At 61.8% G+C, this 26,735-nt stretch carries 25 protein-coding genes and 1 pseudogene; 15 read left to right on the top strand and 11 right to left on the bottom strand.

The window, feature by feature from the left end; translation table 11 throughout:
• Positions 1-254: 254 nt before the first annotated feature.
• The 3 genes from IEW19_RS09020 to IEW19_RS09010 all read right to left on the bottom strand — a co-directional run bounded on the left by IEW19_RS09020 (position 255) and on the right by IEW19_RS09010 (position 2,265).
• Positions 255-983: a hypothetical protein gene (locus IEW19_RS09020; protein WP_188571313.1), complete on the bottom strand. Its 729-nt coding sequence runs from the start codon at positions 981-983 to the stop codon at positions 255-257.
• 44 nt (positions 984-1,027) lie between these two features.
• Positions 1,028-1,390 (bottom strand): helix-turn-helix domain-containing protein, encoded by a 363-nt coding sequence (locus tag IEW19_RS09015; protein WP_188571312.1) that lies wholly within the window; start codon positions 1,388-1,390, stop codon positions 1,028-1,030.
• A 293-nt stretch (positions 1,391-1,683) separates the two neighbouring features.
• Entirely contained in the window at positions 1,684-2,265 is a 582-nt protein-coding gene (locus IEW19_RS09010) for a hypothetical protein (protein WP_188571311.1), read from the bottom strand.
• Between the two features lie 239 nt (positions 2,266-2,504).
• Between IEW19_RS09010 and IEW19_RS09005 the strand changes: the two genes are divergently transcribed.
• The 12 genes from IEW19_RS09005 to IEW19_RS08950 all read left to right on the top strand — a co-directional run bounded on the left by IEW19_RS09005 (position 2,505) and on the right by IEW19_RS08950 (position 13,357).
• A complete protein-coding gene (locus tag IEW19_RS09005) occupies positions 2,505-3,116 on the top strand; it encodes a hypothetical protein (RefSeq protein ID WP_188571310.1) in 612 nt (203 codons plus the stop codon).
• 321 nt (positions 3,117-3,437) lie between these two features.
• Positions 3,438-3,704, top strand: a complete 267-nt coding sequence (locus IEW19_RS09000; protein ID WP_188571309.1) for a hypothetical protein — start codon at positions 3,438-3,440, stop codon at positions 3,702-3,704.
• Positions 3,692-3,937, top strand: a complete 246-nt coding sequence (locus IEW19_RS08995; protein ID WP_188571308.1) for a hypothetical protein — start codon at positions 3,692-3,694, stop codon at positions 3,935-3,937. The genes IEW19_RS09000 and IEW19_RS08995 overlap by 13 nt, the downstream gene beginning before the upstream one ends.
• A 48-nt stretch (positions 3,938-3,985) precedes the next feature.
• The gene (locus IEW19_RS08990; RefSeq protein ID WP_188571307.1) at positions 3,986-4,459 is read left to right on the top strand and encodes a hypothetical protein; all 474 of its coding nucleotides are present in this window, start codon (positions 3,986-3,988) and stop codon (positions 4,457-4,459) included.
• A 206-nt stretch (positions 4,460-4,665) separates the two neighbouring features.
• Positions 4,666-4,953: a hypothetical protein gene (locus IEW19_RS08985; protein WP_109864358.1), complete on the top strand. Its 288-nt coding sequence runs from the start codon at positions 4,666-4,668 to the stop codon at positions 4,951-4,953.
• A gap of 3 nt (positions 4,954-4,956) precedes the next feature.
• Positions 4,957-6,327, top strand: a complete 1,371-nt coding sequence (locus IEW19_RS24205) for a type IV secretion system protein (RefSeq protein WP_373283579.1) — start codon at positions 4,957-4,959, stop codon at positions 6,325-6,327.
• On the top strand, positions 6,320-7,816 hold the full coding sequence (locus IEW19_RS08975; protein ID WP_188571305.1) for an SCO6880 family protein: 1,497 nt from the start codon (positions 6,320-6,322) through the stop codon (positions 7,814-7,816). The genes IEW19_RS24205 and IEW19_RS08975 overlap by 8 nt, the downstream gene beginning before the upstream one ends.
• A 227-nt stretch (positions 7,817-8,043) precedes the next feature.
• Entirely contained in the window at positions 8,044-9,258 is a 1,215-nt protein-coding gene (locus IEW19_RS08970; protein WP_133247125.1) for a putative type IV secretion/conjugal transfer ATPase, read from the top strand.
• A complete protein-coding gene (locus tag IEW19_RS08965; RefSeq protein ID WP_229748395.1) occupies positions 9,255-11,072 on the top strand; it encodes a type IV secretory system conjugative DNA transfer family protein in 1,818 nt (605 codons plus the stop codon). The genes IEW19_RS08970 and IEW19_RS08965 overlap by 4 nt, the downstream gene beginning before the upstream one ends.
• Positions 11,065-11,577 (top strand): hypothetical protein, encoded by a 513-nt coding sequence (locus IEW19_RS08960; RefSeq protein ID WP_141160684.1) that lies wholly within the window; start codon positions 11,065-11,067, stop codon positions 11,575-11,577. Before IEW19_RS08965 ends, IEW19_RS08960 begins: the two co-directional genes overlap by 8 nt.
• Before the next feature lie 84 nt (positions 11,578-11,661).
• A complete protein-coding gene (locus IEW19_RS08955) occupies positions 11,662-12,807 on the top strand; it encodes an ArdC-like ssDNA-binding domain-containing protein (protein WP_188571303.1) in 1,146 nt (381 codons plus the stop codon).
• Between the two features lie 58 nt (positions 12,808-12,865).
• On the top strand, positions 12,866-13,357 hold the full coding sequence (locus IEW19_RS08950; RefSeq protein ID WP_188571302.1) for a single-stranded DNA-binding protein: 492 nt from the start codon (positions 12,866-12,868) through the stop codon (positions 13,355-13,357).
• Positions 13,358-13,477: 120 nt separating this feature from the next.
• Here IEW19_RS08950 and IEW19_RS08945 read toward each other — a convergent pair whose 3' ends face one another.
• Entirely contained in the window at positions 13,478-13,762 is a 285-nt protein-coding gene (locus IEW19_RS08945; protein WP_188571301.1) for a hypothetical protein, read from the bottom strand.
• A 503-nt stretch (positions 13,763-14,265) separates the two neighbouring features.
• Between IEW19_RS08945 and IEW19_RS24385 the strand changes: the two are divergent.
• Positions 14,266-14,325 (top strand): annotated as a pseudogene (locus tag IEW19_RS24385) (hypothetical protein); the annotation flags it as partial.
• 89 nt (positions 14,326-14,414) lie between these two features.
• Here the strand turns inward: IEW19_RS24385 and mobF are convergent.
• From mobF to IEW19_RS08910, 7 genes are all read right to left on the bottom strand, one after another.
• Positions 14,415-17,969 carry a MobF family relaxase gene (gene mobF / locus IEW19_RS08940; RefSeq protein ID WP_188571300.1) on the bottom strand — a complete coding sequence of 1,185 codons (3,555 nt, stop codon included), beginning with the start codon at positions 17,967-17,969 and terminating at the stop codon, positions 14,415-14,417.
• A gap of 607 nt (positions 17,970-18,576) precedes the next feature.
• Positions 18,577-19,581, bottom strand: coding sequence for a hypothetical protein (locus IEW19_RS08935; protein WP_188571299.1), 1,005 nt, complete (start codon positions 19,579-19,581; stop codon positions 18,577-18,579).
• Positions 19,581-20,063, bottom strand: a complete 483-nt coding sequence (locus tag IEW19_RS08930; RefSeq protein ID WP_134164281.1) for a hypothetical protein — start codon at positions 20,061-20,063, stop codon at positions 19,581-19,583. Before IEW19_RS08930 ends, IEW19_RS08935 begins: the two co-directional genes overlap by 1 nt.
• Positions 20,050-20,943: an oxygenase MpaB family protein gene (locus IEW19_RS08925; protein WP_229748394.1), complete on the bottom strand. Its 894-nt coding sequence runs from the start codon at positions 20,941-20,943 to the stop codon at positions 20,050-20,052. Before IEW19_RS08925 ends, IEW19_RS08930 begins: the two co-directional genes overlap by 14 nt.
• A 128-nt stretch (positions 20,944-21,071) precedes the next feature.
• Positions 21,072-21,584 carry an SRPBCC family protein gene (locus IEW19_RS08920; RefSeq protein WP_188571298.1) on the bottom strand — a complete coding sequence of 171 codons (513 nt, stop codon included), beginning with the start codon at positions 21,582-21,584 and terminating at the stop codon, positions 21,072-21,074.
• A gap of 649 nt (positions 21,585-22,233) precedes the next feature.
• Entirely contained in the window at positions 22,234-22,938 is a 705-nt protein-coding gene (locus tag IEW19_RS08915) for an SGNH/GDSL hydrolase family protein (RefSeq protein WP_188571297.1), read from the bottom strand.
• Between the two features lie 289 nt (positions 22,939-23,227).
• Positions 23,228-23,524, bottom strand: coding sequence for a hypothetical protein (locus IEW19_RS08910; RefSeq protein WP_188571296.1), 297 nt, complete (start codon positions 23,522-23,524; stop codon positions 23,228-23,230).
• A 348-nt stretch (positions 23,525-23,872) separates the two neighbouring features.
• Here IEW19_RS08910 and IEW19_RS08905 point away from each other — a divergent pair, with 348 nt between their 5' ends.
• Together IEW19_RS08905 and IEW19_RS08900 are read left to right on the top strand one after the other, a co-directional pair.
• On the top strand, positions 23,873-24,925 hold the full coding sequence (locus IEW19_RS08905) for an iron ABC transporter substrate-binding protein (protein WP_229748393.1): 1,053 nt from the start codon (positions 23,873-23,875) through the stop codon (positions 24,923-24,925).
• A gap of 390 nt (positions 24,926-25,315) precedes the next feature.
• Complete coding sequence (locus IEW19_RS08900; protein ID WP_188571294.1) at positions 25,316-26,524, top strand: IS110 family RNA-guided transposase; 1,209 nt, start codon at positions 25,316-25,318, stop codon at positions 26,522-26,524.
• The last annotated feature ends 211 nt before the right edge of the window (positions 26,525-26,735 follow it).

Genomic DNA, 26,735 nt, shown 5'->3' with positions numbered 1-26,735 from the left:
GGGGCATGTGGCGGGAGGTGGCCGGCCAGCTGCGTGCCATAGTTGAAGCCACAGGAGATGAAGGGTGCTTTTCAACAACCGGGCCGCGGCTGAGTGAGCGGAGACCGTAGAGGAATTTCACGCTGATCTCGAACCCGACCGGGCCGCTCAGCTAGGCCGCAGCCTCCTTCGCAGTCATGTCCCCGGCGTCGAATCCGGATTCCATCACTGCCCCGTTTAGTTGATGAGCATTCGCCAGGACACGGGCCGACCGCCTAGTAGTCGGCATAGCCGCCAAATTCTGACCCGTACTCCGCCCGCATCTCGGCTTCGAAATCGGCCCGCATCTCGGCTTCGAACTCACGTCTCTCGGCGAGAAAATCCTCCTGCGCCTCGCTATACGCCCACAGCACGTCGATGCCGGCAGAAACCATGTTGTATGTGTCCTCAAGGCACTTGTTGAGTGCGGGGAAGTCGATGAAGTCCTGGGTGTCCGGGAGCCCGCCGGCGTAACGGAAGGTCTGGCCGTTCGGATCCGCATCGATAAACCAGGAGAGTGTCCTGTTCGTTTCCTGCGGCATCTTAGGCAGGTCGAGCTCAGCGAAATGCGCGGCCAACGACGTGGCCAGCTCCCTCATGCTGTGCGTTCGATTTAGCCAGCCTCGCAGCTTCTCGGGATCGAGCGACTCGTCCTCCTCACCGTTGGCGCGCCGGAGCCTGGCTGCCAGCTTGATCTGCTGTTTCAGTGAAAGTTCGACCGCATGCCGCCACAGATACATGAACGGCAGGAGAATCGTGTCATCGATCGGTTGGCCCTGGAATGAAGCGGCGAGTCGCTTCGCTGCCTCGGCGTACCCGTACTCAAGGTCTGAGTCATCCTGATAGGGATACCTGACGATAAGGCTCTGGCGATCGGTGCTTTTGAAAACTCTGAACAGATGTGGGCTTCTCGCCGGCTTCTTCCCCATGGAGGAAGCATAGGTGGCGCGGCGGACAGCTGCCATTCAGGGCGGTGACATCTTGGGGAGGCGTGGGGCTATGACTCTTGCTACTTCGCCAAGTCAGGGTCCCAGCCATCCTTGGGACCACGCTTATCCAGCGTCTCAATCAACGGGTCGAAACCACTATCACCAGTAGCTTCCCTAATGCCGCGCAGCTGATCCGAGACTTTCTTCCAGGCTGGTTGGATCCAGACCTGGGGATCCGTGCCGTGTTCATTGAGGAAGGCATCCAGCGCAGACTTGCGGTACACCAGCCGGCTCCCGCGCTTCTCGACTATCGGGCCGGCGTCGAGGTAGCGAAGTCCCCGGACGAGCTTCGCGCTGAGGGTGTAGCCCACAGGGCCGCTGAGGTAAGCGGCAGCTTCATTCGACGACATTTCCATGTCGCCGGCGTCCAGTTCAGATTCCATGATCCTGCTGGCTTCCTACCGCTCCAGCTCGGGAAATCTCTTTGAGCGGAGTCCAATGGCATCTCTGGTGGCGCTGTGGTTAGTTGCATCCGGATAAGACGGGCGGTCCTTGGCAGGAATATAGGCGCCTTTGTGGCGGCCTGGTCGACTGGGCCGGACGGCTGCCACGATAACCCTTACGGGGACAGCTGCTACCACGGCAACTAAAACGATCAGGAAGCTACTCTCCATGCTGACACTCTAAGCATCAGGGGCCTGGAGCCCGGCTGTTGCACTACGCCGGTACAGGCGTGTCAGGCGCCCGGTACCAGCGGCGGCAACGGCGTCGAAGTGTACTGTGCCTTCGATGAGAGCTGATTCGCCAATCTGTCTGCCTGGTCAAGAACATTCAGGGTTGCCTGGTATTCAGCCTCATTTCCTGCCTCACGCCACAGCGTTGCGTGCGTTACCAGCGGGCCGTTGGCGTCCATGACATCATCCCAATCATCGAGCGCGGCCGGTGTGGGTGCCTCACCGTACAGATCGCTGGCGTCGGAGTAGGCCCTCTGTGAGAGTGACACGAATCTGCCGTGACCATGAACCATGTCCGTCATCAGCAGCCAGAAAGTATCGAGGGCCTCCGTGTTTTTGGTGACCGCGTAGCCGTGGGCTTCGGCCATCCGCTGGCGATACACATCAGCGGTCTTTTTCAGGATGAGTGCTGCGTTCATATCCCGGTCGGGGTCAGCCGTCGGAGACGGCGTGGCACTGGCGCTTGCGCTTGCGCTGATCTGAGTGGGTTGGGAGACATCGGCGGTCTTCGCAGGAGCAGCGCAGCCGGACAGCAGGAGAGCGGCCGCCGCAGCGGCGACGGAAAGCTTGGTCAGGAGATTCACTGCACCATTAGACTCGGTCCGGCACGCAGGCAACAAAAGAGACCTCAAAGTACTTGTAACCACACGTCTGCGTGGCCCACACCGACTACCTCTCCAACCCCCAGGGCCAAAAATGGTGTGCGCCCGGCGTAGTAGCGTCGGCACCCACGCATGATTTTTAGGGTCTTGTTCTGGGGTGCGCCGGGAGTCGCGGGGCCGGCCGGTAGTCTGAGACACGACATCATCAATCTGGGGGAACGATGAAACGCCTCGCTGCCGTACTGATTGCCACGCCGCTGTTGCTGACTGGCTGTGTTGTGCCCTACGGCGGGGCCACGCCCTCCGCCACAAGCAGCCCACCTCCGGCCGGTGCCAAAATCTACTCGAAGTTGGACGAGCCCGGGATCAAGGACATCAAAGCATCGAAGTTCGTGCTCCTGGACATGGAGAAAGGGCGGCTGACGAAGGAGAGTGTCGGTCTTGAGGACGGCTCCAGCCAAGCCCCGGACGTCCACACCGACAAGCCCATCGAGATCATCATCGAGGCGCCCTATACGGCCATCACGGCACGCTCGGACCGCATCCGGCTGAACGGCATGAACAGCGGCCCCGACTTCAGTGAGGTCACTTACTTCCTCACCGCCAAGTCTCTGGACGAGCTCTCCACGCTGATCCGTGAGGGTGTTGACCGGTACGGCATCCCCAGCGACCCCGCCGAAGGGTGGATCCGCGACGTCTCCGCCAAGCCGGATCAGAAGAGCGACTTCGCCATCACCCCGGGCACCTCGACCGGTGTCCAGGTCACCTACGACCTCCGCTACGACGGTTCCAAGGACACCCAAGTCATCATTGTGCACGTCAACCCCTTGTAGATACAGGCATCCCGAAGGATTCTCGATAGGGACTTCTAAGGCAAAATACCGGAATGGCCAGGTCGGGTTCGGTGCTCTAGGCGATGTGTTGCACAAGCGCAACAAGCCGGTGACGAAAGTCCGCCTCAAGCGCGTGAAGGCCGAAGACTGGAAGGGTAGCGGCCCGGCTATAACGCTGCGCGGCGTCATAGTGTTCGCTCAGCTGACTCACACGGCCAGCCGCTGACACCGGCTACGCTGCCCGACTTAGCCGCGACTGTGGCCTCTCCCCGAAGGGTGGCGGACCGACGACCGCACCATCACACGGATAGGCTTGATTTCATGGGGGAAAAGACGAAAAACGAAGCCTTACAGCGCGCCATCAACCGTCCGTTCTACTACGGATACGCCGCGGCTGGTACAACCATCTATGCCTACACCAAGGAGGAGTGGGGTATTGGGGCCAGCTCCGGTGGCGGTGACCACAACCTGATTCGATCCTTCAACTTCAGCCTGTTCATGATGATGCTCATGGTGCCGGCCTCGCTGGCGTGCCTGGGCTTTGGAGTACTTGCATTGTTCAGCCTGTCCCCGTCATGGCACTGGTGATGATGTTTTTCGCGGTCCTGTTCGGTCTTGCGGTCATTCAGTGCTGGGTCAATGTCCATGAGTGGCTGGGCCGGAAGGCCCGGAAGCTCAATGGCCTGCCCAAGCCTTGGTGGGAGGCATCCGACGACGAAGCCTACAAATGGTTCCTCCGCTACCCGGATCACCGCATCCAGATGACCCTGGACTTCTTCCCATATTCGGTCAGGATTCGGAAGCAGGAATCAGTGTCATGACGCGATCGACAGACGGTGGCCGTGCATCCGGGCCACGAAAGGATGACCATGGTTTACGACCGTGAACGGTTTGCCCGTGAAGACGCCGTCTACGCCGAACACAAGAAGGCAGTGGCCGCCGGCGAGAAGCGCGTCCTGCGCAAGACCAGCACCGGCGAGCTGCACAGCTACCCGGCTGATGAGATTGGGTTCACCCCAGGCAGCGGCCACGCCCAGGTCAGCACTTGGTGGGGCATGGGGATCCTCATGGTGGTCATGGTTCTCGGCCTGGCCACCGGCGTGTGGCTGTTCCAGCGCCCGCTCTGGGACGGAAATCCCCCGGAGTGGGGTGCTCTGTGGCTGATCGGCTTCGCCGGGCTCATGACCCTCTACACGTTCAACCTCGCCCGCGACGAGTACCGGGCCACCAAACTGCGGAAACTGCGCGGATCACCAAAGCCGAGCAGCAGCGGCAGCGTGGACATCAACCTCCTGGAGCTGGGGCAGAAACGTCCGAATCAGCCGGACGCGTCCTCTTCGTAGGCAGACGTTAGGCAGCCTCATCGCATCTGACTGCGAGCGATCAGGACCACCTCCTGCGCCATATTTGTCTGGGGCCAATGCAAGTCTGGTCGTCGTCGTGTCCGATAGGCGTGTTCGATGTTCAGGTCATGTCGTTCCATACTTCACCTCCCATGAACGTGTGAGCTCATCTGCTCACTCCATGGAATACGACGGACGGAGCACCCATGTTTCTGGCAGCGGTGGACCCAGGAATCACGCCGAACGCGAGTTTCCCCTTCCTTGAATCGCTCAAACAAATTGGCGGCGGCATCCTGGTCGGCGCTTTCATCATCATCGCCATCGTGGCGATCATCGGCGCAGCCCTGCTGCTGGCCGGCAAGCTGAGCCAATCGTCGCGCCTGGCTTCCAGCGGAGGCGTGATCCTCCTCTGGACAGGGCCCGTGGCTGCCATCCTTGGCGGCATCAACGGCTACATCCTCTGGTCGCAGACCGCATTCCCTCTCGGGTTCTAGGTCATGCCCGTTGAGTGCGATCTCAATGGATGGTGGCCGCCCGGATGCGGCTTGGTGTCACAGGCAAACGACAACGCCCTTGGCGCGGTCACGTCACTGTTCGCAAACATTCTGCAGAACATGGCGTCGTGGCTGTGGGCCTTCATCACGGGTGCCTTCACTGTGTCGAACGTCGACGACTCCCAGTGGCTGTCCATCGAGGGACTCACGAGCTGGTGGGTGGTTGTAATGCTGACTCCACTCGCCGTCGTAATGATTATGCAGCTGCTCTCGGGGCTTATCAGCCAGCAACCCAGACGCATTGGAAGGGCGATGATAGGCGGGGCCGTCGCCATCCCACTGGTGGGCGCCGCCGTTTACCTTGTCCGTCAGTTGACGCGGGCAACGGACCTGGCATCCGCCGCCCTGCTCCAATCGATTGGTTCCGACCCCTATCTCGTCTTCATGCGGCTCTTCGGCTTTGAACGAGCGCCTCAGGGAAGTGGCCGGGAATGGAACCTGGTCTCGTTGGCTCCAGGAAACACCGGCGGCCCTGCAGGCGCGGCGGTGGTAACCATGATGGCCGTAGTAGTCGTGTGGATACTCGCCTTCATCCTGATGTGCTCGATGATCTTCCGCTCGTTTGCCGTCGTTGTACTCGCCGCCGTCGCGCCAGTGGCCCTCATGCTGCTGCCCTGGGACAAGACAAAATCCTGGGCTCGTCGCTGGTGTGAGGTCGTCATCGCATTGGTTGTGGCCAAGCCCTTGGCTGCAACAGTTTTGGCCGTCGCCGTAAAGCTCTTTGCCGATTCCAAGTCCTTCGCGGGCTTGGCAGCCGGAACCGTAGGCATGGCCCTCGCATGTGGGGCACCCATGATGGCCCTGCGCCTCGTGAGCTTCGCTGGAGGGGAACTGGCTGCAGCCGCGCAAACGGCTGGCGGCGGCCACGTTCTGTCGCGAAGCACCAGTGTTGCGGCCCGGCAAATCAGTCGGCAGGCAGGCGGCCGACTGACTCTCGCGAACATGGTGAGTCGTTCCGCCATGACACGGCCCATCAGTTCGAGCCGTAACGTCTTCCCGACACAGGTGTCAGCTCCTCCTGTGCCCGCCGGGTTGACCTCACCGGGCCCCGATGGAGGACAGAGAGCCTTGAAGACAGGATCGTCAACCGGATCACCGGGTGCAGCGCAGTCCGCGGAACCCACAGGGTTCGTGCGTGAGAGTCCGAGAAGCCAAGGCGGCGCTGCTCCAGCGCCAGCCCGGCAGAGCACACCTACAGAACCGGGACCGCGAGGGCGGCCTCCCGCTAACACCCCCGGACCGTCGAGCCCGCAACCTCCGAAACCCCAGCCACCAAGAATTGACCCTCCGAAGGGAGGCACCCCTCATGTCTGAAGACGGGCGCGCGTTGGAAGCCGTCAAATTCCCAAGGTACGAACGCCGAGGCTTCTTCCTCGGGCTCAAGTGGTACCAGTTGCTCATCGTCGCCGGGGGAGTTGCCGTCGCCATCGTTGCCTCGGCGAGCCACGGTCCAGTCGGGTTGTTCACCACTGGGCCCATCTGGCTTGCGCTCATTCTGCTCGGTATCCTGCAGTACTCCCGTGTCCCATATCCAGTCTGGGCACAACAGATCGCGACGTTCTTTTATCGCGCAGCTGCGGGCCAGACGAGGTTTCTCGCAAAGCCTGAAGCTCCACGCCTCGCCGGCCGACTTGCCCTTCCGGGTGGGTTGGGCAGTCTGGAGATTCGAACGACCGCCCGTGGGGAATGCTTCCTGGTCGATGGACACGGCAAGGAGGTAATCGCGGTGCTGCGGTGCAGTACGCGGTCGTTCGCTCTCCTGGATGCTGACGATAAAGCGTGGGCAGTCCAGGCTTGGTCACGCGTTCAGGCCGGCATGGCCCAACGGCAAAGCGTTGCCCGCATCGCCATCCAGGACTACACGGTGCCCTACCCGTCATCGGCCCTCTGGGACTTCTACAGGGAGAATGCCCTGCCGGCGCGAGACAAGGAAGACTCTGGATGGGGTCAACGTGCATACGAGGACTTACTGGGGGCCGCCGGCTCGGCTATGAGCCATGAGCTGGTCGTCGCGGTTGTCCTGGACACGAGTAAGGCGCGACGGCGGATCAGGGAGTCGGGCGGGGGCGTCACCGGCCTTGAACACGTCCTACGGCTCGAAGTCGATGCGATACGAACGTCGCTGGGTACTCACAACGTCAAGGTCGAGGAATGGTTCGGCGAGGCGGGGTTGCTTGCCATCATTCGCGGCGCTTTCGATCCTGCCCTTTTGCCCGCCGGCAAAGCGATGGCCGCGACAGCTTCGGCGTCGAGTGCACCAGCAGCAGAGTCTACAGATGAGCTCATGAGGCAAGGCCCGATGGGTGTAGAGGAGCACTGGACCTACCTGCGGACAGATTCCGGCTTCCACCAGACCTTTTGGATTGCTGAATGGCCGCGGCAGAAAGTCTTCCCGGGCTTCCTCCACCCTCTGATCTATGTGGGCGAATTCCGCCACACCTTCACCGAGGTTATTCGGGCGGTACCGACCGCTGAAGCTCTGCGCGACATCCGTTCAGCCCAGGAAGCCCACGAGACCCGTCGCCGTATCAATGCCCGCTTCGACAGGCCGCTCACGCGTGAGCAAAGGGCCGAGGAAGAAGAAGTGACACAGAGGGAAGAAGAGATTGTCGCCGGCCACGGTGACGTCCGTCCGGCCTCTTATATGACCGTCACAGCGACCTCACTGGAGGACTTGGCACGACACCGCCAGGAGCTTGAGTCCGCGGCAGCGGGAGCTTTCGTTGAGCTGCGGCTTCTCTACGGACAGCAATGGGCGGCTTTCGTTGCGAGCGCCATGCCCTTGGGAAGAGGACTGCGATGAACAAGACGAATGGCAGCTTCGAGTACCTTCCGTCGGGGGTAAGTCGGGGGGATCAGAAAGCACGACGGCGGTCCGCACCTTGGGCGTCCAAGCGGGCGAGTGCTCCGTCGGAGGATGAACAGCCGGGACTTCAGAAGCTTCGCTTCACGGGAGATTGGGGGAGCAAGGAGCCGAACTCGCTCCGGGGCCCACACCGGTTGCGTCCGGCACCGCACCGCGCCTCGACCATGACATTCGCGGCCGCCTACCCGTTCCTCACAGAGTCCGGGCTGGGGCATGAAGGCACCTACATCGGAACCGATGTCTTCGGGTCAGGAGCCTTCTCCTACGATCCCTGGATCCTTTACGACAAAGGGATCATCAGCGGCCCATCCATCGTCGTTATCGGAACCGTCGGCACAGGCAAGTCGATGTGCGGCAAGTCGCTCGTCGCGCGGTCCATCACATTGGGCAGGAAAGCCGCCGTCGCCTCCGATCCCAAGGGTGAGTGGGTTGCCGTCGCCAAAGCTGTAGGCGGAAAGGTCATTTCCGTCGGACCAGGCCGTCCCGCACGAGTAAATCCACTGGACGCCGGGCCACGGTCAAGCGCCCTCACTGAAGCACAGTGGCAGGCTGTTGTTCGCCAGCGGCGCCGGTATCTCCTGGTGGCACTTGTCTCCCTCATGCGTCAAGGAATGCCGCTCCGACCCGTCGAGCACACGGCCTTGGATATCGCCCTCATGGAAACAATGGCGGAAAACTCCAACCCCACGCTGCCCATGGTGCTTGACCATTTGCTGCGACCGTCGAAGGAGATGGTGGCTCTCGTCGGGGTCGAGGGCGGAACCGCCGTCAGCCATTCCCTTAGACGCACGGTGTCCGGTGATCTCGAAGGCATGTTTGATGCTCCGTCCACCGTAGCCTTCGACGCGGACGCCCCAATGATGGTGATGGACACTTCGGCGCTCATTGGGGCTTCGGAGCAAGCCCTGTCATTAGCGGCCGCTTGCGGCGCTACCTGGCTGGAGGCGGCGATCACCAATCCCGACGGCGGCAAGCGCCTTGTCGTCTACGACGAAGGTTGGCGGATGCTCGCTGATCCTTACATGCTGGCGAAGATGAGCGAACAGTGGCGTTTGGCCAGAACTTACGGCATCGCCAACCTGCTGATCATGCATAAAGTCGCTGACCTCAACGAGATCGGTGACAGCACCAGCGGACATCGGCAGAAAGCCCTGGGTCTCCTCACCGAAGCCGACACCAGGATCATCTACCGCCAGAAGCACGACGCAATGCGGCTTACCAAGGAAGCGCTGGGCCTTACCGAAGCCGAGTGCGAGCACGTTGAGAATCTCCCGAAGGGCGTCGGTCTCTGGAAGGTCGGCAACCGCTCCTTCATCGTTGCCAACCGGGTGACAACGGACGAGTTGGACGTTTTCGGGACTGACGGCAGGATGCTGTGAGACAGCCAGTGAGTTCCCGGGCTGCCAGCGACAATCCGCTCTGCACCGCTGCTCTCGTTGGAGCGGCGGCTTACGTATGTCTCTGCGCGTTGGTGCAGGCCGCGGCGCAGCTCGCGACCTCTTGGCACTGCGGCGCCTTGCCGCCGTCGCCCTTCAACCCGGGTGCCGTCGTCGGACTTTTGGCCAACAGGATGGACTGGATAGTCATCCGCAGTGGGGACTGCGCAGTCGGCACGGACAGCGTTTGGTGGATCTTGGCTCCGGCCCTGCTGCTGGTCGGAGCGCTCGCCGTGGCTGCGCTGGTTGCGTGGAGGCGGTGGAAGCAATCGGGGGCATGGCTCCGGCAGGACATCCTGAACCGGGACGGCGTTGCCCGTCGCGCCGAAATCGTCCACGACTTTGGGGCGAGGGCGGTGCAGAAGCGGGGGAAGTTCACGCGCCCGGGACTGGTGAAGCCTTCGGTGCAGGATCTGTCCTGGACCCTGGGTCGATCCCGCGGCGTCACGGTCCACGTTTCCACTGAAGAATCGATGGTGATCCAGGGTGCTCCCCGGTCCGGCAAGGGCCTCTACGTGGTCATCAACGCGATCCTCGACGCGCCCGGTGCCGTCGTAACGACGTCTACGCGGGCTGACAACCTTGTAGTGACCATGAAGGCAAGGGCTTCTGACGGGCGCCCGGTGACGGTGTTCGATCCCCAAGGCATGTCAGGCTTGCCGTCGTCCCTCCGCTGGTCACCGGTGCGGGGATGTGAGGACCCGGACGTTGCCACCCGGCGAGCGCTGGTCATTACCGCGGACACGGAGATGAAGGGCGAAAACGCTGCGTGGCAGAAGCGCTCGCTGATCGTCCTCCAATGCCTGCTCCATGCTGCTGCCCTGTCCGGCGAGGGAGTGGCTGCATTCCGACGCTGGTCCTCCAGCCCTGTGCTTGCCCGGGAAGCGCTGGAAGTCCTGGGCACGCCAGGCGCGGCGCTTGGTTGGCAGTCAGACCTGATGGGAATCCTGGAAGACGACCCGCGGAATACCTCGAACTCCTGGATCGGTGTCTCGGCAGCGGTTGCCCCGCTGTCTTCACCGAAGGTTTTGGCTGCACTGAACCCGCAGGATGAGTCCGAGGAGTTTGATCCGAAGGCGTTCATTCGGGAACGGGGCACGCTCTATTTGATCGGCACGCGCGCAGGCGCGGCTGCTGCCGGTCCATACCTGTCCGCCCTGATCGACGACATTGACAGCGCGGCACGCGAAATGGCGTTCGTTTCGCCAGGCGGCAGGCTTGAGCCGCCGCTGTCCCTCATACTCGATGAGATCGCCAACCTGGCTCCCTGGCCGGGCCTCCCCGTGGCGCTGGCTGATGGCGGCGGCATCGGCATCTCCACCCTCGTCGTCCTCCAATCCCTTTCTCAGGCCCGTTCGGGCTGGTCCATCGATGAAGCGTCAACAATATGGGACTCCGCCATCATTAAGGTGATTTTCGGAGGCGGATCTGACGAACACGACCTCCGATCGCTCGCCGGTCTGCTCGGCGAGCGCAGCTTGACGCTCACCACGCGTTCCTGGTCGTCACAGGGCCGGCAGGACGGCGAACAGCTTCGCGACCGTCCGGTGATCGCCTTGGACGAGATTCGACGCCTCCCAGCTGGCACCGCACTCATGCTGGGTCGGCGCACGCGGCCTATTCTGTTGGATCTCCTGGAATGGCACAAGCGCAAGGACGCCGGGGAACTGCGCCGCCTGAAGGCTGAGATGGAGCGCCTGTTGGCCGACGGGCACAAGCAGCGTCAACAGAAGACCGAAGGGGCTCCTGATGCATAGCCGTGACAACGTCGACGAGTTTGATGTTCCCTCCTCGGGTTCCTTTGGGGACGACGAGATTACTGCACAACTTTTCAGGTCGGCATTTGCCGGACAGGCTGGGCCCAAGTCCGTGACCCGCCGCTGGCGGGAGATGACGACCGAGCAATCACAGGAGGCATGGCGATCGCTATTTGCGTGGGTGCGATGGCTCGTGGCCACCTACCAACTGACGACGTCGGTCGTCCCGGACTGCTGGTGGCGTCACCCTGAGATCGTGGCTGAGTTGTACGCGCTTCACCGCGCGGAGTTGGCCTCCTACACAACGGACGATCCTGGCTTCGGGCCGCTCGCCTTCCATGAAAGGCTCCCACACGCAGTCGAACGTCTTAGGACGCACACCCGGGCGGCCGGATGCGTAGGACTGCAGGCACACAAGGATCCCGCACCGCGCATGCTTGCGAACGACGATCCGGCCTTCCTCGACTGGTGCAAGGCGGCCCATCAATTGGTTCCCGAATTCTGAGTCATGTCGCTCCAATGACCTGGTCGCCATGAACTGGTGTCTGCGCAGCTGAGCTGCGGTCCAAGAAACAGAAGGGTGGCTGTCGTGGCCGCTGCACCCGAAGTTCCGTCAAGCCCCTCCGCTGGCCCGAACTCCCCGTTGGAGCCTCAGCGACTGGCGCCCGAGGAACGTGTTGCTGCCTTGATGGACGGACTGCACTCGATTCTTGAAAAGGCTGTCGAGTCGCCATCACATTGGCAGGTTCTCCTTGACGCTTCCGCCAGCCTGTGGCGCTATTCCGGCGGGAACGTTGCCCTGCTGATGATGCAGATGGCACAGCGCGGTACCGACGAGCCCACGCTCGTGGCGGGCTTCAAGGAATGGGAGCGGCACGGGCGGAATGTTCTTCGTGGTGAGCATGCCTTGTGGGTGATTGCGCCAAGGACGGCCCGCGTTCAACAGGTGCTCTTGCCGGACGGCACGCGTCACCGCATCCCTGTTGGCGACAAGGCTCCCAACGGCGCCGTTGACGAGGGGAAGAAGACGCTCATCACTGGCTGGCGGGGCCAGGCTGTCTTCGACGTCTCCCAGACCGAGGGTACCCCGCTGCTGGTTCCTCGATCAGCTGGGCTCACGTCAGTCGAGGTGCCGCGGCTGTGGGAGTCGCTGGCTGGAGTTGCCCGCGCTCACGGCTTCTCAGTGCAAGTCACGGACTCGCAGTTCGGGCTCACAAGCGGCTTCACGGACTTTGCCCAGCATCGCGTTCAGGTGGGTGGCTGGCTGAACTCAGAGGAACGCGCAGCGGTGCTCGCGCATGAGCTCGGGCACGTTTTGCTCCACGGCCCGAACGACAATGTGGGCAAGTTGTATGGAAGCAGCGTGGACCACCGCGGGCTGGCCGAAGTCGAGGCGGAGTCAGTGGCCTACACGGTGCTTAAGGCGCACGGAATTGATAGAGGGCCTCAATCAGCAAGCTATCTGTCGGGCTGGGCTGATGCAGTTATCGAAGCGGAGCAGTCAGCAGCCGGAGCTACGTCGCGGAAGCCCGCCTCACGCGTGGATATTGCCAAATCAGTGCTTGGCCGGGTGACGGCCGCAAGTAAGGAAATTCTCGAAGTGACCGATCCGCCAGGACTGGGCGGGAAGGTTCCGGCTGCGGAAGCCTCCCTGCGGGTTGAAGGCCAGCAAACATTCGCGGGCGTGAAGCCGGCAGAGGGACCGCCGCAGGGCTTGGAAATGTCTGGCCCGTGAGGCCAGTCGATAAAGCGTTGGATGGGAAAGCCCCGTCCGCGAAGGAAGGACGCACGATATGAGCACCAAGATACCGATCAATATCGCCGGCAACCTCGTGGCAGATCCGGATCTGACCTACGGTGAGTCGGGGGTAGCCCACGCCAAGCTCCGCGTTGCGGTGAACCAGCGGGTCCAAGGTCCAGACGGATCCTGGCATGACGGGGAACCTGTTTTTCACAACGTCTCCGCGTTCCGGGCGCTCGCCGAGAATGCCTCCAATTCGCTGAAGAAGGGCGACCCCGTCACCGTTTCGGGTGAGCTGGAATTCCGTTCCTTTGAAAAGGATGGGGAGCGGCGTGAGGCTCGTCGGATCGTAGCCGAGACCATTGGCCCGGACCTTCGCTTTGGTACCGCTGCATACCAACGTTCTGCGCGTGCTGCTGGGCCTGGCGCTTCAACAGAGGCGGGCCTGCAAGCGGCGCCGGAGCCGACGTACAACATCGCAACCAAGGGGCCGGTGTCGGTATCCCCTTTCGGCGAGCCGGCGCGGAATGAGGTTAGTCTCTGACCCTGCGCCGTTGGGAGGGCCTGCTGAGCTTGCCCCCTAGCGAGACATGGCAATGGCCTGGTCTTTCCGCCGAGGACCAGGCCATTGTCGTCCTGTCTCGCTGATGGGCCGCGGTGCCCGCTATAACCGCGAACTGCCCTTCCATTCGTCCGGTTCCACCCGCTTGATGCTCGAAGAGTGGGCCCATCCCATGTGGTACTTCCCGGAGGAATCCATCCATTCGATAAGACCGTACTTGTGGGTCCAGCCAACGGCCTTGCCATAGATTCCGCCGACGTACACTAACGGCCGGGCATACTTCGGGAAGTCCCGAATAGGCGCCGGATCATCGATCGGACGGCTGGACTCAGCGTCCATCCGGGCCGTCATGCGCTCGAGGTCTTCTGGCGAGCCGGACTTGATCACGCAACAACTATAGAACATATGTTCGAATGCGGTTTGCGGGGTACCGGTCAGTGAGAGGAGCTTTAAGTATGAGGTGCATTCAGTGCAGTAGCCCTTACAGCACCCACCGGGCGCCCTTCGGCAGGAGCCCAGGCCAAACAATCGACCGCCTGAATGAAGTACGTGTCCGGCCATGGCGCGCCAGGCATAACCTGGGCTGGGTCCGGGGAGATGAGCAGGACAGATCCGGGCCAGATCGGTTCCGGAAGCGACTCCAGCCAGGCCCGCTGAGTGTGGTTGAAGCGATTCCATCTGATCGTGACCCAGGAGCCGGTGGGCTGCACTGCGTTAACGCTAACCAGCGTCACCTCCGCTGTTGTGCCGCCAAGCGCTTTGGCATTGCTGAACGATCTCCACTGTTCCGTCGCCTGTTCCTGCCAGGCCCGGCGTTGCCTAGTCCGTCGCCACCATTGCCATCCAGTAAGTAGTACAGCAGCGAACAGCGTGGCGCAGCCTCCTAACTTTGCGGAGAAGGGAACGCCGGCGGAGAGAAGGAGAACCAGAGAGAGGGCAGCTGCGGATAAAACAACCGCGCTGGCCAGTACCAACCCGGCTGTCGCAACTCTCGGTTTCACCGCTGGGTTCACGACCAATGTTCTGCCTCTATATCAGCTTAGATCTGCCAGCCTGAACTAATAAGGACGACTTGCTGGGATCGATGCATATCGGGTGGACTCATCTCTGGGTGAGGGGCAGCCCGACGTCCTCGGGCGCTTTCAGTTGCTTCCTGGATTTCTTCCCACTGCTGCAACTGTTCCCACTCATAGTCCGCCGGGGGAGCTCCCAATGGCAGGTGGGAATCGTGGATTCCCCATCTATCCCTGAACAGGGCAACATCGCGAATCAGCCCGCCCAAGGATTCTGTCGCACCCACGGCGGCAGCCAGCTCGTCCTTCCACGGAGCATCCTGCGTCAGGCAGGCCCAGGTGACGGATTCCATCCTTTGCCGGATGCGTTCGCGGACCTGGACGATCATGTCTGCCAACTCGGGTCCAAGCACAGGGAACGATTCGCGCAAAGGGTCTATCGCCGTCGTCGGTGTTCCTCTTGTGCAGCGACGAAGCCGCGCGCTAAGGAGGGCCACCGGGTCGTGCACTGAATGGCTGTCCTGCACGGTCCGCTCCATGACGCGCTCTGCGCCGTGACGGCCGACCGCCGTAGCTTTTCGCCAGGCGGCAACTGCGGCGCCCCACGACGGTGACGCGCTTAGTTCCTGCACTGCGAGCGGGGCACGCGTTCCCAGACAGCGTCTGAGGTCCTCCCCGGCAGCAATCTGCGCGAGGTAATCGTACTCGGCATACAGCCGTTCAAGGCTGTCAGCCTTCCTCCTCTCTGCCTCGCGGACCTCGTGTGCAGCCCGCTCCGCCCCCTCTGCGGCGAGCACCTCGCCGAGGATGCTGCGCCACGACAGCTGCTGCGAAGGATCAACGGCCTGGTGGTCAGTGTCGTTGCCTTGGCTGACGTATGCGAAGTTGCCGGACCGGCCGCGGGTCATGCTCACGTAGAGTAGCTCGCGGGTTAACCGACCTTGTGTGATCACTGTGTGCCCGGTATCGACCGTGAGGCCTTGGGACCGGTGGGCGGTAGTCGCATAGCCCAGCTCGACTGACGTCTCAAGATAGGTCCGGGGGAGTACGACGCTTGCTCCAGTCTCCCGCCGCACTGCGGCAACCGAGCCATCGTGCTTGTTGACGGCCCTGACATCGAACAACGTGCCGTTTCGGACAAATTCGCCTTCGCTGTCAATGAGCCGGCGATTGTTGCCGCGGGCGATGATGGTGTCACCGGAACCGGCCTGCAAGCCGTCGGCGAGTTGAGCTGCCAGCTCAGCATCCACAACTCCCTGGGCCACCAGGTCTGCTCGGGCCCGCTCGTTGAGCATGCTGACCGTCTCGTTGTCTGCGGCAATCAGGATAGACGACTTACCAGCGTGCCTGTCGGCCCGCCACGCAAGGTACGCCTGGTCCAGCATGCTTAGGTAGGAGCCGTGCCGGATCCGCCGATGCTGCTCGTAGTCCTCAATCGCTGAGTTGTCTCCCGCCCGCAGCTTGAGGGACGATGAGCGCTCCCACTCCTCATGGAACCTCCAGATAGTCCTGAGGCGCGTCGCTAATCCCTGGCGGTCCAGCCAGCCGAGGACGCCGCCAGCGTCGATTGCGTCCAACTGGCCTGGGTCTCCCACTAGGAGGATTTTGGCCCCGGCTTCCTTTGCTTGTTGCACAAGTGCAGCAAGCTGAAAGGTGGACACCATTGACGCTTCGTCAATGATGACGAGTTGATTCGGGTGGAAGCACCAGCGCTGTTGGGTTGCGGCCAGCTGGGCAGCTTCCTGGGCGAATGTGATGCTCCGGCGGTCGCTGCAATTGGATGCCCCCAGGAGTTCCTGAATGTGGAAGAAACGCTCACCCCTCGTAGCTGCACTCTGACCCATTGACTCGTGCAGCCACTTGGCGACGTTCTCGGTGGTTATGCGCAGTTCGTGGCTCAGCACCGCTGCGCTCGCCGCAGCTGGAGCGAGCCCAATGACGCTCCCAGCCCCGTGCTCTGCTTCCCAAACAGCCTTCACGGCGCCCAACGTGGTGGTTTTTCCCGTTCCGGCCGGGCCGACGATGGCGTCCAGCCGGTTTCCGCTAAGGACGACGTCCGCAACTGCCGCGCGCTGATCGGCATGTAGCCTCGGCACTTGCAGACGGCGGCCGCTGTCCAGCGAGTCCATGACGACTGATGGGCGAACAGCCGGTCCGCCGTTGTCCTTCCTTGCCGTCATGATGGCGTCCTCGCAGGCGAGTGTTGAAGCGTCGGTGTAGAGGCGTGACCCAGGGAAGTCGAAAACGCTCCGCTGGTTGAGCTGCAGGTCCGGGCCAGCGTTCGGTGGAAGGGAGTAGCGGTACTCGGTCAGGGGCGCTGATTGTTGTTCGGCGGCGGTGGCGACTGCATCTATCAGAGCGGCCCGGTCTGATGAGGTACTGCAGCGGATTTGGGCGCAGACCCTCTCCGCTTCTGCTAGTAGGTTCCAGCGGTTCCAGGTTGAGCGTTTTCCGGCAACCCGTTCCCGGGCGATGGTCGCGACGGCGGATGTCCAGTCGGGAGTGAAGTCCAGGAAGGTAAAAGGGGCGACGCGGGAGCGGTTGATGGCGTGGGCGAGGACGTCAGATGGCTGGAAACCTTTGGCAATTGCTCGAGTCTGCCATTGTTCAGAGAGCTGGTGCAGTGGTGTGGGACTCTCGGGCTTCGGGGCGCGCGTAGCCAGGGTTGCCTGCTGGCGGAGTTTGATGGTGGTCGTAGCCGAGGGAGTCTGGCCGTGATCCTTGGTCCAAGCTGCCACAAGACGATCAGTTTCCAAGTCGATGAGGCGGGAGCGATTGGAGAATTCGCGGATGAGTTCTTCATCGATCCCGGTGAGCTGTTGGCTGGGGTTGTGCGTTGTGGTGAGGGGAGCGCGGATCTCGGAGTCGCACCCAAGGTCCCGTTGGAGAGCGTCGAACAGCAGGCCGTTGTAGTGTTCGCTCGCCGCGACCGCTGCTTTGTACAGAGCCCGGGAGTCGAGGGTGACCCAGGCTCCGTCGGTGACACGTTGTGTGCGGTTGGCGATAACAAGGTGGGTGTGGAGCTGCGGATCCCCGGTTCGTGACTCCCAATGGTCGAACGCGGCGGCAACAGCTCCTTGGGTGCCGATATGGGCGACGCCGTTACGGCCGGCCCTTGTGTGGATGACGTTCTTTTCCAGCCACGCAAGGGTCGCCTCGACCGCTTCGTGGTGGGTTCGCAGGATCTGCTGCTGCTTGCTGTGTGGGCTCATCGCCCAGAGTACGGACACCGACTTTGGCACGCTGAACGTCAGGTCGAAGCCAATGACCGCATGCCGTTGAGCTGATTGGCCGGCCTTGTTCTCGACAGCGGCAGATTGGGCGTGCGGCCTGCCCAGGGGAGTGCCGGTCAGCGGATGCATCGCCATGTCAAATACCGCTCTTGCGTCGGTTTCCGTGACGGCGTCACCCAGCGTCTTACTGATGCCGTTTAGTCCGCCGCCAATCCAACGCCCCTGGGGTGTGCCCGCCTTCATGTAGTACGTGGTGGGGTCCGGGGGAGAACCGGAAAAGTCATCCATCATCGTTGTCTTGAACAGGTAGCGCAGACCCGACCGGGCAGACAGACGTGCGATAGACATGGTCACAGTCGGGGTGCCCCTCCCTGCTGTTTGCTTGGATCCCAACCCCGCCGGCGGAGGATGTCCAAGGTTCGGACGTCAAGAGCCACTCCCTTGGCACGGGAGATTGAGACAACCAAGGCCGCGGTGTGCGCCAGGTCCTGAACATTAGTCCGTTGAGCTCGTTTAAGGCGTGCGACCTCCGACTGGAGGAGGTTGATGCTCAGCCGCTGTTCCGCACTCTCGGCTTCGAACCGGTCGATCTCTGCGGCTTGAGAGCGGAGCTTGGACTGAACCACTTGGCGTTGGCGCTCGCAGGATATCCTCTCGGACTCCAGGCGACGCTTCGTAGCCTGCAACTGCGCTTTGAGGTGCGGCGAGCTCAAAGTTGTTGCCGGCACTATAGAAGGTCGAATTGTGGCTCGGTGGCGACGACTCCGGTGCCTGTTCGCGCAACGTTGGGAGCAGAACCGGTGGCTCCTCCGCGTCGCTTCGAATGTGGTACGGCACTCTTCGCAATTCTTCTGGTTCACGTTGATTCATCAGCGAGGCTCAGCGGGGCGACATGACGGGCCGTGACAGCATCTAACGCTGGCGCCTTGGATGCCAGAGGTGTGAGGGCTGGATTCTAACGAGGAAGGTGGGGCGTGGAGCGGCTCTCGAGTAAGAGCTCGGCGCGTTCGACTACCGACAAGTGGTGTTCGTTGAGGCGCTCGCGGGCTAGGGGACTCGCCAATTCACAGTCTAGGATTTCGACTAGATGCCGGTGAAGCTGGGCTTCCGCGTGGCGGGAGAAGAACACGAGTAAAGCGGGGCGGTGGTCCTGCAGGACCAGCTCACGCTGGCAACTTGTAACGTCATTCCAAATTGGCTTGATCTGCATGAGAAGTAGCCTTGCCCGCAGCGCGAAGATGCCCTGCCGGAGGCGTCCCGCCATGCGGGGGAGAAGTAGTCCAAGACTGACCAGGAGCACAGCAGCCGTCTCTCCGATCCAGTAGAAGCCTGTCAGTGCGGCAGCTGTTTGACTGTCGGCGCCTTCAGCTGCAATCACAGCGCCGTAGATCAGCCGGTCCAGCAGGACAAGTGCGAAGAGGACGCATCCCCCTGCGATGAGGGAAAAAGCCGACCGGAAGGCCGGTGCGTGCATGTGCGGGACGTTGCTGCGGCACACTCGGGCTATGTCGAGGCAGACCCACATGATGAAAGCGGAGCCTGTCCAGAGGAAGACTGCCATCCCGGGCTGGTCAGCGTAGGTCAGCGGCAAGTTGGGATCGGTGCCATCCACGCGGCTGGCGAGAAACCCGGCCGTCACTGTGGTGCACACGGCGGCAGCAGCGAATCTGCCCAAGACGAGCTGCCGCCGTCGCACTTCTGTATCTGTAACCGCTGCCAGCAGAATCGCCGTGCGAAACTGCCAGAACCCCAGGAGCAAAGACAAGAGGGTAACCAGCCCCACGCGGTTGTGTCCGCCAAGTAATGGATCGACGGTGTAGTAGACCGCTGGGACATAAAGGGTACAGGCGATCGCAGCGAGGATAGTCGCGCGGAAGACGCTTCCACGGTGAGCATCGAGCGCTGTTGGAAGCCTGAGAACGGTCAGGACCCAGAGTGCGGCGGCAGGGACCGCTTCCATCAGCCGAATACTTGTCGAAATGCCAAGGGCTCGGGCATGGCATCGACGTCGCTGTTGATGATCCGAGTAGCGAGTTGGTCGGCCAAAACTTCAGCCATGAGTTCTGCGCCGTCTGTGTAGCTGCTGCGTCCGAGCACGCGGAGTACGTCCTGGCTCAGGTCAGGCAAGAAGGTCGCGGCAAGGTCTGCGCTACTTTGTTCGAGGTCATGACAGAGAATCATATGGCTGAACTCGTGAAGGACGATCTGCTGCCGGTGCCAGGCCGACTTCACGGGGGCATGCAACACGATGTCCCGGTCAGCGCAGATGAGCCAGACCCCGCAGAGTTCCGATCCGGATAGGCCGGGTAGTTCGTCGACAATGATGGGGCGGCTTCTTTGACGTTCCAGTTTGTCCTGAATGAGCTGGAGCGTTGGCGCCTTGGGCAACCCAAAGCCTTGCTCGGCCTTGCGGGCTACTTTTCGAGCTTCACGATAGTTCATTGCTTTGGAAGGTTGACGGGTCAGGGACCTTGACGGGGCCGATTTGATCGAGCGAGTAGCCGCCCGGGTACAAAGACGAGCCGGCCTTTCCTGGCGTGAAATGAGGCTTTCGCTGCAACGGCAGCCGGCGGTGGAGGGCGTTGCGGACTGCCAGAATAATTCCCAGGGTGGCTCGGGAGCCTCGGCCGCTGCGGGGGAGCCCGAGGGCGCCAACGAGCCGGTCATCAGCGAGCATTACACTGATCATTCTTGCAGCGAAGGGTCGTAGAGGAAGCGGCAGACGGCTCTGAAAGACCTGAACTGTCGCGTGCATCAGCTTTTGGCCTTCAATCGATGCAGAGACATGGGTTGCCTCGTATTGGTCGAAGAAACGCTCCGCTTCGGCATAGGTCTCCGGCATACCCTGTACGTTCATCCGGGATCCCAACTCTGCGAAAAAACGGGCTGCAGCGGTTAGTTCTGCTCCTGTGGGCGGGCGCCACGCATGGTGCTGGACCCACCGAATCGGGACAACCAGCAGGGTGAGGAGGACGTAGAGGTAATCGTCAGGGCTACCGGGGACGTTGCGGTGAGCGCGATTGAGTAGGGCGACCATGCTCTGTCCGCGGTCGCTCTCGAGGCCGCTTGCGATGAGCTCGTAGATGACGATTGCAGTGTCGTAGGAGCGCTTCATGGGACGCTCTTGGATTTCGCCGTTCCGGTAGAGAGTGGCTGCGATGCTTGGGATGGCAAAATTCCGGTAGTACGAGAGGAAGAAGCCAAGTTCCATGTCTGCCGCCAGATCGTAGAGGACCATGGTGCGGAAGGTGGTTTCCCAGTCGTTCGAGGAAGAGCTCTCCTGGCGCCGGAGGCTGTCAGCGAGGGTGGGATGAATCTTCATCGTGGCCCCCATTCATAGTGCTTGCTACTGCACACTCGAACTGTCGGCTGCGAAGGCTCCCCAGCTCGGCTAACTTGTTTACATCCTAGAACTGTTGTCCTCAGCTGGCTAGGTGAATGTAGACGGGTCTACGCAGGTTTCTTGGCGCGGTTGTTGGCCAGTTCTCGCTGCAAGCCCTTTTCCCCCTGCCGCATCATCAGGGCATGTGCTGCTAGGAATGCGGGAGCGGCAACCGGTGTCAGTAAGTTCATCCAGCGCTGGGTAGGCCGCACGCGCCACTCTATGTCCATACGGGTTGTCTGGCCGCGTTCCTGGGGGACGAGGCTTACCCGCCCGATCCCCTGCAAGTGCCCGCCGGCGTCGAACTCTATCTCACGAGGCATGGCGACCTTCGTGGGATGAATGGTGATGGTGAGCGTGTAACCGAGGAACGCCTTGAAGTTCAGGTGGGCCGTGGTGGCCAGCAGGATATCCTCCTGCGCGTTGCTTGCGGCTTGGGTTCGCTCCAAGGGCGTAGCGAAGGAGCAGTGCGGCCACCACTGGGGCCAACTCATGTCGGTGTCTGCGATGACGGCCCAGACCTCGGTGGGCGAGGCGGGGAACTGCCAGGTGGAGTTGAGGTCGAAGAGGCGAGACTTCATATCAATATATTGGCACCAACTCCAGCACGCCCTGCTCCAGCGGCTCCGCGAGGCAACCAAGGAAGGCATTTTCGACGTCTCCAGCCCTGTTGAGCATAACTCTGTGCATCGGGCTGCCGTCGTGGGCGCCTCCGAGCTGGTTGTCAGGTAGGACTCTAAGACTCAACAGTGGGCATGTGCAGGAACTGCCTTTCGGACCCTACTCTGACGCGCTTTTCGCCGCTGCTTGACGTCAGGTTGGGCTGTACCTAGCCGCAGAGACTAGTGGCGGTCCGATCCCCCAGTGGCAGCATACTGCTGGGCCAGCGGTCTAAGACCGTGTGACTATGTCAGCCTTTTTTGGCCCCGGCAGGACGGCGTCTTACCGGGTCCATCCAGACCGTGAGTAACCAAAAGCCGGGGCAGCCCCAATTATCCCAAGGCGCACCCGGCGAGGCGACAGACCACACCCACATTCCGCTGCCGAACCGCCCGTGACCTGTAGTGGTGCTGCCGCCAACCAGGCGCCTGACCCGCACAATGCTCATCCCGGCAACACAACAGGGTGGGACTCGGAAGAGTCCGCGGTTAGTTAACAACGCTCATCCCCGGTTAGAACGATCCCATGTGTTCGCGAGCCAGGAGGACGACAGTCGGACCGGGCGCGTGTTCAGGCGTCGTGTCTGGTGAAGCCTTGGTTGTCGATCAGCTGTTGCATGCGTTCGCGCAGGTAGCGTTGTCCGGCTTCGGTTGGGTGATCGCCGTCGGGCCCGATGAGCTCGTCAACCTGACCGGATATCCAGGACTCGGAGATGGGATCCACGAACTGGGCGTCCGTGTCACGCGCGGCCGCTTGTATCTCGTGGCGCACGTTCAGCCGTTCAGGCTCAGGGTCGGGAGTGTAAGAGGGCGGCCCGACGACGATGAAACGGGTATTGGGGGCGGTTGCCTCGGCGGCGGTGAGCGTGGCCTTCGCGGCGTCATGCACAGCATTGGGGGCGTAGCCCATGTCATTTTCGGAGCCGAAGAAAACAACAATGTCGGTATCGGGTGTCACGAAGCTGCTGACCTGTGTGCCGAATGTCCCGTCGAAGTCTCCTTGGCTGACGTAGCCGCTACCGTTCACCGCAGCGTTAATAACATTGACGTTGCCCTTGAAACGCGGGTCGGCGCTGAGCAGTGCAGGCCAGGCGAGCTGCGGCGACGTACCGTAACCGGTGCTTAGGGAGTCGCCGACGACAACGATCCGAACAGGCGGGACACCCGCCCTGGCCGGGTGTGGCGGGACAGCTCCGGCCGCCATCAGCACGAGAACCGAAAGACTCGCCGCGGCAAGCTGGCGGAGCGCGCGTCGTGACATGTTGTTGATAATCACGCGTACCTTCTCCCGTCCTGATTTCCTTTGGCTCGTGTTCCATCTTCCCTGATAAGTGTTTCGCCACTGTTTCGAACGCCCCGACCCGCGGAGTCCGGCGGCCGACGCCCGTGGAGACCATCGTTGCACTGGATATGACCATCTCCATGAAGATGTATCTGCTGTCAGGAAACGAGCCATTGACCCAACCCGAACGTCCAGCTCGTAAGAGAAGCGATTTCCCTGGGTTTCCGCGGGTGCAGCAAGGCGGCTGGACTTTTGTGGGTACTCCGGGGGGTTGCTTGTGCTTTTACTTGCCGCAGTACTTTGGAGCCTCTTTGAGCAGCACGGCCTCTTGGGCGGCCGTGAATCCGTAGGCACTTAATTCTTCAGTTGACTTCGATTCGTCACGGTTACGGCACACCCGCTCGGCGTTATCCAGGATCTCTCGGTCGTAGAACCATTTCCCGCCTGCCGTTTTGCGCATCGCCTGCAACAACGGGCCTGGATTCCTGGCCTGATCGACCCCGCTGGCGCATGCCGTTAGCGTCAGGACGACCAAGAGTGGCAGTGCCCGTTCCCTAATCACCTTGATGGCAAGCTTCATGCGGGCACCACCACGGCGGCGGATTTTCGAGTGGTTGTCCGGTGATGCAGTGAGGACGCTAGTGCTGGTTCGTCCATACGCTGAAGATATCGTAGCCATTTGATATGAGCGATGGTTGTTAGCGAATCAGCGAGCTGAGGGCAGAGTTCAGCAGGCAGGATGCTCCCGGGCCGAAAAGTCGAGGAACGTGCGAAATGCGCGAAGAATGCCTATGGCGGCCCGGGACAGGATCCCGAAGTGGAGGAAAAAATTACGCAACAGGCACGTGTTGTTATTACACTTAGGCCTGCCTTACCTTGCTCCCACTGGCGGGGATGGCATCCCCGAAATTCCAGAAAGGTCCTCCCTGTGAGCTTCCGCTTTAGAACCCCTGCCGCCCCTCTCGCTGCCGGGGCAGCCGTGCTGTTAACGCTGTCCGCTTGCGGTGCCTCCACTCCCGGTCCCGGCACCTCGGATTCCGGCACGTCCGGTGGAGAGGGGATAGTTGTGTACAACGCCCAGCATGAGAACCTCACCGGCGCCTGGGTGGACGCCTTTACCAAGGAAACGGGGATCAAGGTCACGCTCCGCAACGGTGACGACCTGGAAATGAGTAACCAGCTCACCGAGGAGGGGAAGAACTCACCGGCGGACGTCTTCCTGACGGAAAACTCCCCGGCCATGATCCGCGCCGCCGGGGCAGGCCTGCTCGCCCCCGTGGACGCGGGAACCCTGGCCCAGGTCCCGGCGCAGTACCGGCCCTCCACCGGCGACTGGACGGGTATCGCGGCACGATCCACCGTCCTGGCGTATAACAAGAACAAGCTCACCCCCGACCAGTTGCCTAAGTCCTTGATGGACCTCGCGGACCCGGCCTGGAAGGGACGCATCGGCGCATCCACTGAGGGGGCGGATTTCCAGGCCATCATCAGTGCCATGCTTGAGCTCAAGGGAGAAGACGCCACCCGGACCTGGCTGGAAGCTGCAAAAACGAATTTCAAGGCCTACAAGGATGACACCCCGGTCCTCGCGGCCGTGAACTCCGGCGAGGTCGACGCAGGCGTCCTTTACCATTACTACTCCTTCGTGGACCAGGCCCAGACCGGAGAGAACAGCAAGAACGTTGAGCTGCACTACTTCAAGAACCAGGACCCCGGGGCGTTCGTCAGCGTCTCCGGAGGCGCCGTCCTCGCCTCCAGCAAAAAGCAAGCCCAGGCCCAGCAGTTCCTGAAGTTCATCACCGGCAAAACCGGCCAACAGGTCCTGCAGACCGGCGACTCCTTTGAATACACCGTTGGCTCCGACGTGCCAGCCAACCCCAAACTCGTCCCCCTGAACCAGCTTCAGGCCCCGGCCATCGACCCCGCGAAACTCAATAGCACCAAAGTCACAGACCTCATGACCGAAGCCGGACTCCTCTAACCCATCCTCTAACCCACGGGCAAGCCCACGGCGGTGCGCGCGGAACTCAACCGGCAACCGACGCGAACCCATCGGCGGGCAAAATCCCATGGCGCACACGAGTTCAGCCTCGCCGGAGGCCTGAAACGTTGTAGTGAGCGCTGACAGTAATGATGGAATTGGCTCGTGCTGCGGTGTGACTCTGGGTTCTGACTGACGCCCTCGCGAAGGGTTTGTCTTGTGAATGATCTGCCCACCGTGGCACGAGCTGCAGGAAACGCGGCGGCCAGGTGGACATGACCTAATAGCGCCTGTTCGAATAAGTCCCATTACTGTCTTGTCTGCCCACCCGGCCGGCGTGCCCCGATTCGTCCCAACCGCACGCAACGGAAAGGCCAGGGCAGTTTCATCATGGCAAAGCACTTTCTGAAAGTCATCGCCGGGATCGACACCCACTCCGACACGCACCATGTCGCTGTTATCAGCGACACCGGCGAGCACCTCGCGGACAAGGAATTCCTCGCTGTCGGATCCGGTTACCGGAAGATCGTCGAATTCATCACCTCGTTCGGCACCGTCCTGGCCATTGGGGTCGAGGGCACTGGCACCTATGGTGCCGAGCTGGCCCGGGTCCTGACCGGCGAAGGATTGCAGGTCCTGGAGGTCATGCGGCCTAACCGGCAGTACCGGCGCCTCCACGGCAAATCGGACCCATTGGACGCCTACCAGGCAGCCGAAGCCGCCCTGGCGGGCTCCGGGACATCGCTGCCGAAAGCGCGTAACGGTGCCGTTGAGGCCATGCGTGTAGTGCGTGCCGAGAGGTCCACCGCGATGCGGGCCAGGGTAGCTGTCATCACCCAGATCAAAAGCATCCTTGTCTCCGCCCCGGACACCTTGCGTTCCCGCTACCGGGGCATGACCGGCACGGCGATAATCGCCGCGCCGGAAAAATCACGCCCTGGCGGGGATCTGAAGGATCCGTTGAACACCACCGCGATCGTGCTCAAACGTCTCGCCCGCCGCTACCGCGCGCTGGCGCAGGAACTGGCACTGATCGACACCGAACTCGATGCGCTCGTCACCGCCCACGCGCCCATGCTCCGGGACCTGCGCGGGGTCGGAACCGATACCGCCAGCCAGCTACTGGTCACCGTTGGAGACAATCCCGAAAGAATTACCACCGAGGCGAAGTTCGCAGCCCTCGTCGCCGTCGCGCCGATCCCGGCCTCGTCAGGGAAGACTACCCGCCACCGCCTTAGTCGCAGCGGAGACCGGCAGGCCAACAAAGCGATCCACCACATCGCACTCGTCCGCATGAGCTGTGACGCGCGCACTAAAACCTACGTCAGCAAACGCCGGCAAGAAGGCAAAACCAGCAAAGAAATCATCCGCTGCCTCAAACGCTACATCGCCCGCGAGATCTACGATCAACTGCTCCACCCGCACCCCGCGCCCGCAGCCGGGGAACTCCGGGCCCTGCGCACAGCCAAGAACATCACCCTCCAGAGAGCCGCCGACACCCTTCACATCTGGCCCTCAACACTGTCCAGATTCGAGCGCGGACTCACCCGCGACGACCACTTCTTCCAACGCTACTCAGACTGGCTCAACACCAACTGACAGCTATAGGAGCATCATTCAACCCACAACTGGCTCAGTTTTCGACCGTCATTGGCAGTCATTCGCTAGGATTGCGGGCTGTCGGGGACTGTCCGTTTTTCGGTGGATCCGCCGTTGGCGTTTTAGTTGATTCTTCCGTCGAAGCTGATGGCGAAGGCGTTCAGTGCCGGCTTCCATCGTGTGGCCCATCGTGCCCTGCCTTTGCCGGTCG

It is taken from the genome of Arthrobacter liuii (assembly GCF_014639275.1).
Classification (GTDB): Bacteria; Actinomycetota; Actinomycetes; order Actinomycetales; family Micrococcaceae; genus Arthrobacter; species Arthrobacter liuii.
The sequence above is the reverse complement of the archived record's forward strand: the minus strand, read 5'-3'. Positions and strand labels throughout refer to the sequence as shown.